Source organism: Pseudomonas sp. FW305-7, assembly GCF_058786735.1.
Genome location: NZ_JBYSZA010000017.1, coordinates 25,035 through 38,858, shown reverse-complemented (window position 1 = coordinate 38,858; position 13,824 = coordinate 25,035). Strand labels below are relative to the sequence as shown.

General features: G+C 60.1%; 17 protein-coding genes. All 17 read left to right on the top strand.

The window, feature by feature from the left end; translation table 11 throughout:
* Positions 1–5: 5 nt before the first annotated feature.
* The 17 genes from AC3WMT_RS19665 (at position 6) to AC3WMT_RS19585 (ending at position 13,823) form a co-directional block, all read left to right on the top strand.
* Entirely contained in the window at positions 6–587 is a 582-nt protein-coding gene (locus AC3WMT_RS19665; protein WP_256583483.1) for a phage tail protein, read from the top strand.
* A 109-nt stretch (positions 588–696) separates the two neighbouring features.
* Positions 697–882 (top strand): hypothetical protein, encoded by a 186-nt coding sequence (locus AC3WMT_RS19660; RefSeq protein WP_103303004.1) that lies wholly within the window; start codon positions 697–699, stop codon positions 880–882.
* A gap of 2 nt (positions 883–884) precedes the next feature.
* Positions 885–2,051: a phage tail sheath protein gene (locus tag AC3WMT_RS19655; RefSeq protein ID WP_103303003.1), complete on the top strand. Its 1,167-nt coding sequence runs from the start codon at positions 885–887 to the stop codon at positions 2,049–2,051.
* The gene (locus tag AC3WMT_RS19650; RefSeq protein ID WP_103303002.1) at positions 2,051–2,557 is read left to right on the top strand and encodes a phage major tail tube protein; all 507 of its coding nucleotides are present in this window, start codon (positions 2,051–2,053) and stop codon (positions 2,555–2,557) included. The genes AC3WMT_RS19655 and AC3WMT_RS19650 overlap by 1 nt, the downstream gene beginning before the upstream one ends.
* A 213-nt stretch (positions 2,558–2,770) precedes the next feature.
* Positions 2,771–3,352, top strand: coding sequence for a phage tail assembly protein (locus AC3WMT_RS19645; protein WP_103303001.1), 582 nt, complete (start codon positions 2,771–2,773; stop codon positions 3,350–3,352).
* Between the two features lie 128 nt (positions 3,353–3,480).
* Positions 3,481–4,413 carry a phage tail tape measure protein gene (locus tag AC3WMT_RS19640; RefSeq protein WP_492577912.1) on the top strand — a complete coding sequence of 311 codons (933 nt, stop codon included), beginning with the start codon at positions 3,481–3,483 and terminating at the stop codon, positions 4,411–4,413.
* On the top strand, positions 4,343–5,818 hold the full coding sequence (locus tag AC3WMT_RS19635; protein WP_103302999.1) for a phage tail tape measure protein: 1,476 nt from the start codon (positions 4,343–4,345) through the stop codon (positions 5,816–5,818). Before AC3WMT_RS19640 ends, AC3WMT_RS19635 begins: the two co-directional genes overlap by 71 nt.
* Positions 5,818–6,201, top strand: a complete 384-nt coding sequence (locus AC3WMT_RS19630; RefSeq protein ID WP_103302998.1) for a phage tail protein — start codon at positions 5,818–5,820, stop codon at positions 6,199–6,201. Before AC3WMT_RS19635 ends, AC3WMT_RS19630 begins: the two co-directional genes overlap by 1 nt.
* Complete coding sequence (locus AC3WMT_RS19625) at positions 6,194–6,406, top strand: tail protein X (RefSeq protein WP_103302997.1); 213 nt, start codon at positions 6,194–6,196, stop codon at positions 6,404–6,406. Before AC3WMT_RS19630 ends, AC3WMT_RS19625 begins: the two co-directional genes overlap by 8 nt.
* A 9-nt stretch (positions 6,407–6,415) precedes the next feature.
* Positions 6,416–7,444, top strand: coding sequence for a phage tail protein (locus AC3WMT_RS19620; RefSeq protein WP_103302996.1), 1,029 nt, complete (start codon positions 6,416–6,418; stop codon positions 7,442–7,444).
* A gap of 160 nt (positions 7,445–7,604) precedes the next feature.
* Entirely contained in the window at positions 7,605–8,189 is a 585-nt protein-coding gene (locus AC3WMT_RS19615) for a phage tail terminator protein (protein WP_103302995.1), read from the top strand.
* Positions 8,186–8,368, top strand: coding sequence for a DUF2635 domain-containing protein (locus AC3WMT_RS19610; protein WP_103302994.1), 183 nt, complete (start codon positions 8,186–8,188; stop codon positions 8,366–8,368). The genes AC3WMT_RS19615 and AC3WMT_RS19610 overlap by 4 nt, the downstream gene beginning before the upstream one ends.
* A complete protein-coding gene (locus AC3WMT_RS19605) occupies positions 8,368–9,864 on the top strand; it encodes a phage tail sheath subtilisin-like domain-containing protein (RefSeq protein ID WP_103302993.1) in 1,497 nt (498 codons plus the stop codon). The genes AC3WMT_RS19610 and AC3WMT_RS19605 overlap by 1 nt, the downstream gene beginning before the upstream one ends.
* A gap of 67 nt (positions 9,865–9,931) precedes the next feature.
* On the top strand, positions 9,932–10,279 hold the full coding sequence (locus AC3WMT_RS19600) for a phage tail tube protein (protein ID WP_007908779.1): 348 nt from the start codon (positions 9,932–9,934) through the stop codon (positions 10,277–10,279).
* Positions 10,276–10,572 (top strand): phage tail assembly protein, encoded by a 297-nt coding sequence (locus tag AC3WMT_RS19595; protein WP_007908778.1) that lies wholly within the window; start codon positions 10,276–10,278, stop codon positions 10,570–10,572. The genes AC3WMT_RS19600 and AC3WMT_RS19595 overlap by 4 nt, the downstream gene beginning before the upstream one ends.
* 130 nt (positions 10,573–10,702) lie before the next feature.
* Entirely contained in the window at positions 10,703–12,601 is a 1,899-nt protein-coding gene (locus AC3WMT_RS19590) for a phage tail protein (protein WP_103302992.1), read from the top strand.
* Complete coding sequence (locus tag AC3WMT_RS19585) at positions 12,588–13,823, top strand: DNA circularization protein (RefSeq protein ID WP_103302991.1); 1,236 nt, start codon at positions 12,588–12,590, stop codon at positions 13,821–13,823. Before AC3WMT_RS19590 ends, AC3WMT_RS19585 begins: the two co-directional genes overlap by 14 nt.
* Position 13,824 lies beyond the last annotated feature (1 nt).

The following is a 13,824-nucleotide window of genomic DNA, read 5'->3' as shown; positions in this document are numbered from 1 at the left end:
AAACCATGTATTACATCCTTGATTCAAAAGGGGGGTTTCGCTACTCCGATGCCACCAACAAAAACTACTCTGACTGGACGCTGACTCCAGTTCCCCAGCCTTGCTGGAGCCCGCGCTTTTCCGGAATACGGGACGATACAACCGGGGAATGGAGCGGTGTGTGGGTGCAGGAAGTGGAGCCCGTCCCTACAGCGGAGGAAATGTGTTTTCGAATCGATGCCTACGCTGACGAAATGCGCCGGCTCGTTGCTGTCGACCCGCTTCGGGCGGTCGAATACGAACGAACGGCGGCCGAGGCGCAAGCATTCAAAGACGCCGGCTATCCAGAAGATGCAGTGCCGCGCACTGTAGCTGCTTGGGCGATCATGGGGCGCACGGCTGAGGAAGCGGCCGATGGCATCCTGACCGAAGCCGCTAAATACGCAGAGGTGCTCTATCTCGTCCGTGAGCGACGCCTGGAGGCAAAAGAGCTGATCAGGCGCAAGCTTGCAGCGGGCGAAATCGATGAAGCTCGGCAGGTCGTCGACGATGCAATAAAGGCTATCCAAACGGCAGTTAGTGGTTCGCGTTCCTCAGAGGATCTTTGAACCGACTCGCCAGCCTGCCTGAATAAAAACGCCCCGCACTGTCGGGGCGTTTTCTTGTCCGCCAAGCCCCTCCCCACGAGGGGCTTTCCCGTTTATGGAGAAACGAAAAATGGCAACCCGCCAAACCTACACCGTGCTCGTCCCATTCCCCACCGGCGGTGGGCACTGGTCGAGCGTCGGTCAAGACCTTGATCTGCTCGACGTCGAGGCCAATGCCTTGCACACCGCCGGTCGACTGGAACTGAAAACCCCCTCCACCCAGGCCAAAAAGGCCGCTGCCAAGAAGGCTGACTGAACATGGCTGAGGTTCTGAACTTCGAGCACAACGGCATTACCGTCAATGCCACTGAATCCCCCGAGGCCATGGGTGGCCTGGGTGACAACGTCATCGGTCTGGTCGGCACTGCGCCGAAGGCTGATCCGCTGATTCCGCGTAACGCGCCGTTCCGCATCAACAGCTTCACTACTCACGCGCTGCTCGATCCGACCGGTTCGGAAGAGGGCACTCTGTACCACGCGGTTTATCAGATCCTCAAAGTGGTCAAGGTGCCGGTGTACGTGGTCATCGTCGAAGCGGGCGCGACCCCGGCCGACACCGTCAACGCAGTCATCGGCGGTGTTGAACCGGCGACCGGCCGCAAACTGGGTCTGGCTGCACTGGGCAGTGTCCCGGAAGACCTGACCATCATCGGCGCGCCGGGCTTCACCGGCACCAAAGCGGTGGCCAGTGAGTTCGCCTCGTTCGGCAAACGCATCAAGGCTCGTGTGGTGCTGGACGGCAAGGACGCTTCGGTCGCTGACCAAGTCTTGTACAGCCAGGAGCTGGGCGGCGCCGATCTCGGTTTCGACCGTTGCCTGGTGGTGCACAACATGCCGGCCGTGTACTCGAAAGCGGCGAAGAAAAACGTCTTCCTCGCACCGTCCAGCCTGGCGATTGCCGCACTGGCCAAGGTCAAGCAGTGGGAGAGCCCGGGCAACCAGGTGACCTACGCCGAAGACGTTTCGCGCGTCGTCGAATACAACATCCTCGACACCTCCACCGAAGGCGATCTGCTCAACCGTTACGGCGTCAGCTATTACGCCCGCACCGTGCTTGGCGGCTTCTCGCTGCTGGGTAACCGCTCGATCACCGGCAAGTTCATCAGCTACGTCGGTCTCGAAGATGCGATCAGCCGCAAGCTGGTCAAGGCCGGCCAGAAAGCCATGGCCAAGAACCTCACCAAGTCGTTCATGGATCAAGAGGTCAAGCGCATCAACGACTGGCTGCAGACCCTGGTCGCCGACGAAACCATTCCTGGCGGCAGCGTCTATCTGCACCCGGAACTCAACAGCGTCGAGAAGTACAAGAACGGCACCTGGTACGTGGTTATCGACTACGGCCGCTACGCGCCGAACGAACACATGATTTATCAACTCAACGCCCGCGATGAAATCATCGAGCAGTTCCTGGAGGACGTTCTCTAATGTTTACCAACCGCAATCGCCAGGCCATCGCGGCCACCCTGCAAGGCCTGCCGCTGTCGGCGACCGTGGAGGAATTTACCCCGCCGAAAATCGAATTCGACATGGAAGAGATGCGCGGCGGTCGCTTCATCGTCGAAGAAATGACCAAGGGCGGCAAAGCCCTTAACGCCAAGCTGACCCTGCAAGGCATGGGCACGGAAGTGATGCTGGCGCTGGGCGTAAAACTGGGTGACGACATCCTGCTGAACGTGCGTGAAGCCGGCCAGGATCAGGATGGCAACACCTGGTTCACCTACCACACCGTCGGCGGCAAGCTGAAATCCCTTGAGGAAACCGCGGTGAAGATGGGCGAGAAACCGAAGACCAACCTCGAACTGTCCTGCCGCACCTACAACCGCCTGGAAAACGGCGTGCCGGTGATCGACATCGACGTGCGCACCCAGAAGTTCGTGCTCAACGGCGTCGACATCCTCGGTGATGCCCGTCGTGCGGTGCTGATGCCGTAATCCGGCAAGCACACCGGGCACAAAACCTGTGGGAGCGGACCCCGTGGTGAGGGGATTCATCCCCGATGGCTGCGTAGCAGCCCAAAGTCTGTTTTTGTAAAACCAGCTTGGGGCCGCTTCGCGACCCATCGGGGATAAATCCCCTCGCCACAACAGCCCGCTCCCACAAGGGACTGCAACAACTCCCCCAAAGAATCACCAAGGAATTCATTCATGTCGTGGATGCCACCCAAGCATGATTTGTTGTCGCCCATCACTGGCGATGACGGCTCGCAAATCGAACAGATCCAGCTCAAGCCGCTGTTCTACGCCGCGCAGAAAGAAGCGCTGGAGCGTGCCGGTGATGACGAAGACGATCAGTTCTTCGAACTGGCGCTGCTTGCCACCGGCCTGTCGGTCAAGGAACTCGACCAGCTCAAACGCCCGGACTACGTGAGCATCGCCCAGTACGTGCACGAGATGTCGACCCGTCCGACCTCGTACTTTCTCGATCAGGTCGAGGATGCGGAAAAATCCACCGATCCTGATCAGGTGCAACTGCTGCAACCGCTCGCCGTGACCGGCCGCACCGTGACCTCGCTGTCGCTGGAAATGCCGGTGCTGCGCGCCACCAAAGTGATGAAGAAACTGAAAACGGCCAAGGAACGCGCCGAGTTCATCACCGCTCATTGCGCCGGCCTGATGATCCCCGATCTGGCCCAACTGACCGTCCCGGACTGGACCCAATTGCAGGTGCGCATAGACGATTTTTTAAACCAGCCGGCGGCCTACTTTCGGAACGCGACATCGAAGTAATCCTCGATATCGTCCCGCTCATTTACCCGGTAAGTGAGGCGGAGATTCTGGAATGGGACGCCGAAAAGGCGTTGCGCCGCTACGACATAGCGATCACTCGCCTTGGCGTGAAACAGGAGTAGAGCGGCATGGCAGATGATAACTATGCGTTGACGTTCACGAAGATCAACCAAGAGGCGCTGACGTCTACGACATTGTCTGGGGCGGGGGCTGATCTGGCAGGTTCGGCAAGGCTTGACGGTGGGTTCGCCGGGCTGAGTCGGACGCTGATCGATGCAACCGTCGAGTTGCGCAATTTGACGGCCCAACAGATCCAGCTCAGGGATGTGCTGGGATCGATACACGAGGTGCTGACCTCGCAGCGCTCGTTGCAACAGGCGATGAATGATCGGCAAGCGCAATTGGGCGCTACGGCCGCTGGCAGTGAGCAAAAAATACCGCGCAGCGCGGATGCTGGCGATCTTCCCCCTAGGCTTTTGCAAACGACCATCGAACTCGACGCTGCGATGGTGAAGCTTGGTCGGGTTGAAGGGCTTGATAGTCATCAGCGTCAATCTCAGTTGGTCATGCTGGAGAAAATGGCCACTGAAGAAAAAGTTGCCGCTGGCGGGACCACCGCCCTTGATCTGATCGAGGTCAAGCTCGCCGCCGCCAAGGCCGGGGTAGGGCGTCCGGTCGATAAAAGTGGCAACGTTGATCCGGTTGCCGGGCGAAAAAACCTGGTGGACTTCACCCGAGACACAGGCGTCACTGCGACAGCGTTTGGAATGAAGGCACTGGACACCGCCGATATGTTGATCGGCTGGCGTACCTCGATGAGCCTTGAACGACCAGAAACGCTCGATTTGGCCGACGCCGTCACTGTGCTCGGCGGTAGCCTGAGTGCTCCGATGGCTGACATCGGCGCGATTCTCGGCAGTTACGGTGCGTCGGGAAAACGGGCCGGGTTGTCCGTCGAGGAATCGGCAGCGTTTTCCGCGGCGTTGCTCAATGCAGGCGTCAACCGGGCGGATGCCGGAGTGGCGTTCGAAAAAATCACCACGACCCTGGCCTTGGGATAAGGCCACGCCTTCTCAACAGGCGGCGATGGTTCAGTTGGGGTTCAATCCAGAAACCCTGGCTGCCAATATGAAAGCCAATGCCCCTGACACAATCCAGAAGGTGCTTGAAGCACTTAAACAGAAAAACCCTGATCGACAATTGAGTTTGTCAAAGACGCTGTTCACAGTTGACCGGCCGATTATTCAATTGTTGGAGAACACCGGTGAAGTGCAACGCGCGTTTGCTCTGGTTAAAGACAAACAAAGCTATGCGAGTTCGGTTCATGGTGTAGAGGGGGGCGCGCTTAATCAGGCCTCGCTGACGCAATCGAATACATCGCAAGCGCGTTTGAATGCACTGGATGCGAGCCTTGATCGGTTGTCCGCAGGGTTCGGCAACGCCCTGGCTCCTTTAACCGATGGCGCGGCGGTGGTTCTCACGACGCTGATCAAGGGTGTGAGCGCCGCAGTAGAGGCGCTTCCGGCACTCACTGCCGGTCTGGCTCTGCTTGGCGTTGCAGCTTTACCGTTTGTGGGCGGCGCGTTGAAGTTGGGCGTGGCGTCGGTGCTCGACCTGGTTGCCAAGAAGCTGTTGCGTCTGGCGACGACGCGATTACCGACTGATATTGCCGACGCAATTACCGGCGATGACGATGGCAATGGACGCCGGGGCAAGAAACGCGCAGGTAGTGGACCCGGTCGACGCTCGCTGGCCAGAGCGCCGGCTCGTGCGACTGTCCCTCGCATCACCGGAGGCGGTCGCTTGGCAACTATGACGGCCAGAGTCGCGCCGCTTTTTGATCAGGTGAAAATCGGGCTCAAGCTCTGGGGTGATGACATCGCTGGCAGCAAGCTGGGCTCCAAACTAACAGGGCCGGCTGCCAAACTCGCTTCTCTGGCTGAGGGGGTTGGCGCCAGGGCCATGCCTTCGATTGCCAAAGCAATGCCCTTCGTCAAGGTCGGTGCGCCACTGGCCATCGCTCATGCCGCGTACACGGGACTGAAAGGCTGGCGTGAGGGCGATGATAAAGCGGTAAAAGGCGCCGCCGGCGAACTGGCTGGAACCGCCATTGGCGCCACCATCGGCACGTTCATTGCGCCGGGCATCGGTACTTTCATTGGTGGGACATTGGGTGGAATGCTCGGATCCTATCTGGGGGAACAATTGGCGACGCCTCCTGAGGACAAACTCGCCCCACCGGCACAGGTTGCCAAAGACCTGTCTAGCGCGCAGACCCAAAACCAGCAAATCACCTATGCGCCGTCGATACAGATCAGCGGCAGCGAAGTGGCCAGTTCCGAGAAGGTTGGCGCAATGATCTCGCAGGTCATGCAAAACCATTTCAACAGTCAGTTCATCCCGACGATGAGCACCAACCCCCTCGCCACCCGCCGCGACGCAGCCCTTACCGATGGAGTCGCCTGATGAAACAACAAATGGCACTCGGCAGTTTCATCTTCGGCCTGTCCCGCGAGTTTGCTTACAGCACGCTGGCGCGCAAATCCGACGGTGGCTGGACTGAACTGCAGATCCTCACCAGCAAACCCAAGTCCCATCAGACCGGACAGAAGCCCGAAACCCTGACCATCGGCGGCACCGCGATGTACGCCGTGGCCATGGAACGGCTCGATGAACTGCGGGCGCTGCAAGCCTTGAGAGTACCGCTGCCGTTGATCGACGGCATCGGTCGCAACTGGGGTTTGTGGCGGATCACCAGCGTTCAGGAAAACCAGAGCGAAGTCATCGATGACGGCACCGCGATGGTGATCAAGTGGGTACTCGAATTAGCGGAGTTCAACAATGCGTAAGGTCCGAAGCGTGGCCGGTGATTCGGTCAATCTGTTGCTCTACCGCGAGTCGGGTCGCTCAGACGATCAGGCCGAAGCCGCGTTGTGGAAACTCAATGCGACCCTGGCCGAACACGGCCCCGTTTTGCCGGCGGGCATCTGGGTGACGCTGCCGGAACTCGACAGCCGACCCGCCGCAATCAAACCGGTTTTGGCCTGGGACTAAGGAGGTTGCATGGCACAGGGATTTACCCCGGCGATCGAAATCTACGGCGCCAACCAGGCCTTGCTGAACCAGCGTCTGATCAGTTGGGAGCACATTGATGCTGCCGGGATGGAGTCTGATCAGCTGACACTGGTGATCGACCTGGAAGGCCTCGAAGGCTTGCCGACCCTGGGCGGAACCATCGGCCTGCGGGTGGGCTATCTGGAGTCCGGGCTGGTTGAAAAGGGCCAGTTCAAAGTGACTCGACTGACCCCGACGCTGTTCCCGTTACGCCTGACGCTGGTGGCGACCGCAGCGCCTTTCAGTGGCAAGGATGAGACCCGATTCAAGGAACGGCGCACGGCCAGTCATGGCCCGACAACCCTTGGCGGACTGTTTCGCGAGCTGGTCTTGCGGCACGGTTTTTCGCCGCGCGTCGATCCCGAACTGGCGCTGATCAGGATCACCCATGTCGATCAGTCGAACGAAACCGACATGGGCTTTATCACGCGACTGGCAAAGAAGTACGACGCGGTGGCCAAACCGTTCAACGACCTCTACGTGCTGGCGAAACCGGCGCAGCTGAAAAACCTATCGGGCCAAGTGATACCGGACGTCAGGCTGTCGGTAACCAGCAACAATCGACCGGGTGATCACGCCTTCATCAGCGCCACACTGGAAGAGACTGCCCGCACCCAGAATCAGGGTTGCAAGACCTGCTGTTGGGACGCCAATGCCGGCAAGCAGGTGGAGGTGAAAACCGGCAAGGCACCCTACAAAGTCATTCGCCAGAAACAGGCCAATGAAGAAGAAGCCAAAGCCATCGGCGAAGCCGAAGTGCGCAAGATGCTGCGCGAGAAATACAAGCTGAAGGTCACCTGTCCGGGCGATCCGCTGCTGGCTGCCGAAGGCCTGTTGGTGCTCGATGACACCTGGCCAGACTTCATGCGCGGTCGCTGGTCGATCGAAAAGGTCACCGCCAGCGGCAAGCGCGAGGAAAGCTATCGCTGCCTGATCGAGGCAACCGGCCTCGACCCCAAGGCGGACGCCAAAGCCTGATTCTGCGTGACCTCACAGCGACAGATATCCCTGTAGGAGTGAGCCTGCTCGCGATTGCGGTGTGTCAGTCAGCATCGATTCTGAATGTAAGTCCGCCATCGCGAGCAGGCTCACTCCTACATGAGTCCTGCGGTCACTCCCCTAATTCCGGAACACCACCATGAAGATCACCCCGATCCTCACGCAGCTGCGTGGGCAATGCCCTGGCTTTGCCAATCACATTTCGGTGGGTGTCGATCTGGCGTTGCTGCAAGGCAACCCTGATCTGCCGACACCGTCGGCCCACATCACACCGCTGGCCGATCTGGCCAGCAACAGCACCGCGCAAAACCTCACCAGCCAACCGATCCGCGATCGCTTCGACATCGTCCTCGCACTTGACGCAACCGACGCTACAAAAGCGCTGGATCTGTTGCATGACCTGCGCGCTGAAATCTGGCGCGCGCTGGTGGGGTTCAAACCGAGCAAGGACTACAGCGCCATCGTCTACGACGGCGGCGAACTGGTCTCGATCAACAGCAGCCGCGTGTTTTACCGGCTGCGCTTTTTTGCCGAGTTCCAGCTCGGACGCAATCTGCCCAGTCAGCCTGCGGAGAGTTGGCACGAGCGCGAACTGGACGGTTTGTCGTCCTTTACCGGGGCTACCGTGCGGGTCGATGCGATCGACCCGGCCGACCCCAACCTGAAACGCCCGGGCCCCGATGGGCGCGTGGAAATGACTTTCTCTGGAGACGTAACCCCATGAGCAATCGCATCACCGTACTGCCGGCCGAAGGCCGTGTCGTACCTGACCCGGAGGCGGGCGATCTGCTGCCGGCCGAAGGCCGTGAAGTGCTGGACAGCGCCTGGTGGCGCCGGCGTCTGGCCGACGGCGATATCACTATCAAAACCGCAAAAGCGGCTAAACCACAGGGAGCCAAATAATGGCGATCGGATTCAGCAACATCCCCGCGGACATTCGTGTTCCGCTGTTCTATGCCGAAATGGACAATTCGGCCGCCAATAGCGCGAGCTCGTCTCTGCGTCGTTTGATCGTCGCTCAGGTCAACGACAACATTGCCCCGACTGAAGTCGGCAAACTGGTGCTGGTCTCCAGCGTGGCGCTGGCCAAGAGCATCGGTGGCCAGGGCTCGATGCTCGCCTCGATGTACGAAACCTTCCGCAAGGCCGACCCGATCGGCGAGATCTGGTGCCTGCCGCTGCACAACACTGAAGGCGCCATCGCCAAAGGCGTGCTGACCCTGACCGGCACCGCGACCCAGGCGGGCGTGCTCAACCTGTACGTCGGTGGTGTGCGTGTGCAGGCCACCGTGGTCAACGGTGCCACCGCGGCACAAGCAGCGACTGCGCTGGCGCAGAAAATCAACGCCACGGCCGATCTGCCGGTGAGCGCTGCGGCTGCCGAAGGCGTGGTCACCCTGAACGCCAAATGGACCGGCGATAGCGGCAACGACATCAGCCTGCAATTCAATCGCCTGGGCAAGAGCAACGGCGAAGAAACCCCGGCCGGCCTGACCAGCGCCATCACCGCCATGACCGGCGGCGCCGGCGTTCCGGATCAGATCGCTGCCGTGGCGGCACTGGGTGACGAACCCTTCGAGTTCATCGCATTGCCATGGTCGGATCTGTCGACCCTCAACACCTGGCAAGCGGTCATGGATGACAGCACCGGTCGCTGGTCCTGGGCCAAGCAACTGTTCGGTCACGTCTACAGCGCCAAGCGTGGCACCGTTGGCACGCTGGTCGCAGCCGGCCAGGCGCGCAATGACCAGCACATGACCATTCAGGCGCTGGAGCCGGGCGTACCGCAACCGTTCTGGGTACAAGCTGCAGCACTGGCTGCGCGCACCGCCGTGTTCATCTCCGCCGACGCCAGCCGTCCGACGCAAAGCGGCAGCCTGCCGGGCGTTGATCCGGCGCCGGCCAGCGAGCGCTTCACCCTGACCGAGCGTCAGTCGCTGCTCAACTACGGCATCGCCACCGCTTACTACGAAGGCGGTTACGTGCGCATCCAGCGTTCGATCACCACCTACCAGAAAAACGCCTACGGTCAGGCCGACAACTCCTACCTGGACAGCGAAACCATGCACCAGTCGGCGTTCATCGTGCGTCGTCTGCAAAGCGTGATCACCAGCAAGTACGGTCGGCACAAACTGGCCTCCGACGGCACCCGTTTCGGCGCCGGCCAGCCAATCGTGACGCCAGCGACCATTCGCGGCGAGCTGATCGCGCAGTACGCCAAGCTCGAACTGGAAGGCCATGTGGAGAACGCCGAGCTGTTCGCCGAGCACCTGATCGTCGAGCGCGACGTGCAGGACCCGAGCCGCGTGAATGTGCTGTTCCCGCCGGATTACATCAACGGTCTGCGCGTGTTCGCACTGCTCAACCAATTCCGTCTGCAGTACGACGACGCGGCTTGATAACCGCGTTTAGCGTCAAGCATTCAGCCCACCTCGCGTGGGCTTTTTTATTCAAGGGAGTAACACCATGGGTCAACTGATTGCAGGCACCTGCTACGTCAAGGTCGACGGCGCGCAACTGACTATCAATGGCGGCTGCGAAGCCCCGCTGATGGCGGTCAAACGCGAAACCGTCGTACCCGGTTTCTACAAGGAAACCGACATCGCGCCGTCGTTCAAAGTGACCGCGCTGCACACCGCCGACTTCCCGCTGAAGAAGCTGATCGAAGGCACCGACATCACCGTCACCTGTGAATTCAGCAACGGCAAAGTCTACGTGCTGGCCGGTGCCTACCTGGTCGAAGAGCCGGTATCCAAGGGCGATGACGCCACCATCGAACTGAAATTCGAAGGCATCAAGGGGACCTGGCAATGAGCGGCGCCGTGAAGCTTCAAGTTGCGATCGAAGCTCACGGCGAGCCCCTGACCGAACTCGTCCTGCGCCGCCCGACGGTGCAGGAAGTGCGAGCGATCAAGGCGCTGCCGTACAAGATCGACAAGAGCGAAGAGGTCAGCCTCGACATGGATGTCGCGGCCAAATACATCGCCGTGTGCGCCGGCATTCCGCCGTCGTCGGTCAACCAGCTGGATCTGGCTGACCTCAACGCGTTGAGCTGGGCCGTTGCGAGTTTTTTCATGAGTGCGGCGTCGGCGCCATCACCGACCTGATCGCCGTCGCCTATGACCTGGCCTGGTTCTGGAAGGTTGACCCCGAACAGATGATGGCCAGGCCACTGGATGTGCTCCGCGAATCGCTGGAGCACGCGCAACGGATCAATGCGATGCAGCAGGTGCAGTGATGGCAGACGAAGAAAACAAAGCGAAAACCCCGGTGCTGCTGACGGGCATCGATGAACTGTCGCCCAAACTCGGCGCCCTGCGAGTAAAGGTCGAGAGCTTCAAGAAAAACCTCGAACAGACCGGCCTCGGCAAACTGGACATCAGCGGTCTGTTCAAGGGCGGCAGCGTGATCACGCCGTTCGTGGACGGCATCAAATCGGCGGCGGCGTTTCAGGGCAACTTGACTGAAGTCAGCGAGACGGCGAAAACCGTTGACCTGCCCGCCGCGCCGAAAGTCGCCGCGCAGAACATGAACGTGTTCAGTGCATCGATGGAGAAGGTGTCGGGCGCTATCGATACCGCGCTGGCGCCAGCGGTCGCAGCATTGGTCGTCGGGATTGAGCCGATGCTGACTCAGGTTGGCAGCCTGCTCGCGGACAACCCGCAACTGGTCGAAGGCCTGGCGGCGGGGGCGATGGCCTTCTCCGCGATGCAAACCGCCGTCACCGGGGCGACTCAGGTGTTCGACGTGATGAGCATGGTGCTCAAGACCAATCCGATCATGCTGATCGCCATGGGCATTGCGGTGGCGGCCGGTCTGATTGTGGCCAACTGGACGCCGATCAGCGCTTTCTTCAAGGGTCTGTGGGAGGGCGTGAAAAACATGGGGGCTAGTGCGATGGCGACGTTGCGCTCGATCCTCGATTGGCGCCCGCTGGATGCACTGGCGGCGCTGTGGTCACCGATCGCGGGATTTTTCTCCGGGATATGGGACAAGGTCAAAGCCGTCACTGCGCCGGTGATCGACTTTTTCAAATCGGTGTTCTCGTGGACGCCCGCCGGCATGATCCTGGAAAACTGGGCGCCGCTGACTGGTCTGTTTTCGGCGATCTGGGAACTGCTCAAGGCCTTGAGTGTGCCGGTGATGGCGTTTCTCAGAAACCTGTTTGATTTCTCGCCGATGCAGATGATCAGCAGTGCGTGGGGCGGTGTTGTCACGTACTTCGAACCGATGTTCGCCGGGCTGCGAAAAGTGGCGCAGTCGACTAAAGAGTTCTTCGTTTCGTTGTTCGACTTCTCGCCCATGCAGATGATCACCAGCGCTTGGGGCAGTGTCGTTGCGTACTTCCAGCCGATGTGGGCGGCACTGCAATCGGCCGTGCAAAGCACCCGAGAGGCTTTGCGGACGTTGTTCGATTTTTTTCCGATGGAAATGATCACCAGCGCCTGGGGCGGTGTCGTTGGGTTTTTCGAACCGATCTGGATGGCACTGCAAACGTCAGTGCAACAGGTCAAAGGCTTTTTCACCAGCCTGTTCGAGTGGTCGCCGCTGGAGCAGATTGCGCAGTACTGGCAGCCGATCGGTGAAGTATTTTCGGCGCTGTGGGATGTACTGCTGGCGTTGTCCGCGCCGGTCGTGGATTTTCTGCACACCCTGTTCGAATGGAAGCCCCTGGATCAGATCATCGAGAGCTGGGGGCCGATCACCGAGTGGTTCGGCGAGTTGTGGCAAAAACTGCAAACCGTCATCGCGCCGATCAAGGAACTGTTCGACGGTGGTTTCGCCGGGTTGATCGCCAAGGTCACCGGCAAGGTCGAAACCCTGACCCAAGCGCAACGCCAGACCAATGCCGAAGGCAAAGGTGAATTGGCCCCAGCGTTTTTTGGCGCAACCCCTCAAGCGCCGTCCACCGGGGCGTTGCAGGGCGGCTCCTTGCCGCAATCCTCCAGCGCTCTGATCCAGCAAAGCGCCGCCAACAACCGGACGCAACTCGAAGGCGGCCTGACCGTGCGCTTCGAAAATGCGCCGGCCGGACTGCGCACCGATCAACCGCAAAGCAATCAACCAGGGCTGGCGCTGTCGTCGCGCATCGGCTATCGCTCGCTATCGGCAGGAGGTTCCAATGAACTGGCGTGACCGTTTGTTGCCGGCATCCTTTCGTGGTGTCGGCTTTTGGATCGATCAGGCGAAAACCCCGGTCGGTCGCAAAGGTCAGTTGCATGAGTACCCGCAGCGTGACCTGCCGTTTTTCGAGGACCTCGGTCAACAGGCCAAGACCCACGACATCACGGCATTCATCATCGGTGCCGATTGCCTGGAGCAGCGCGACAAGCTGCTCAAGGCACTGGAAGCGGGTAGCGGTGAACTGGTGCATCCATGGCTGGGACGCCTGCAAGTCAAGGTCGGCGAATGCGACATGACCCACACCCGCCAGGACGGCGGGCTGGTCACTTTTACCCTTAAGTTCTATCCCGATAAGCCGTTGCCGTTTCCGACTGCAACTGTCAGCACCCAGAAAGTCTTGCTGGCCAAAGCCGACACCTTGCTGGGTTCGGCGGTGGCGCGCTTCGAGCAGGCGATGACGCTGATCAAGGCTGCGCGGATCGGCATCGCCAATTTGCGCAACAGCCTCACCGGGGTTTACGAGGTGATCAAGGAACAGCTCAAACCGTTGATCGAGCAGTACCGGCAGATCACCGAACTGGTCAAAGCGGTCAAGGAGTTGCCCAAGGAAGTGGCGGCGGAATTCAAGGGCTTGCTCGGTGATATCAAGGAGCTGAAGGCGTTCGCGAAGGAGGGCTATCGTGGCGTGATTGCCGACGTCTCCCAACAACTCGAAGCCATCCGCAAGGCTGATGCGCCGAAGATCACCACGGGCAAGGACACCAACGCAGCAGCGCAGGCGATGGCCGATCTGGTGCAGGACACGATGCTGGTCAAAGTAGCGCAATGGGTTGCGTCGATGCCAGTGGCGGCCCCTGCGGTGAAACTGTTGTCGACACCTTCGGTGGCGCATCAGGCGGACCAACCGGTGACCCGTCAGGAAGTGCCGGTGACCGATGAGATGAAAGCGCTGCAAAAGGCTGTCGGGGTGGCAATCGATCCGATGCTGGACAAGGCCGACCCCAAGCACCACCAGGCAATCAATGATGTGAAGGAAGCGCTGATTGCGCACCTCAAGGCCGTGGCGTCATCCGGTGTGCGACAGGTCACTAAATCGTTCCAGGAAAGCCTGCCGGCGCTGGTCGTGGCTTACAAGCAATTTGCCGATGCCACACGGGTGACTCAGGTGACTCAGAGTAACGCGATGAACCATCCGGGCTTTTCACCCAATGACGTGAAAGTCTCCAGGGAGTAGA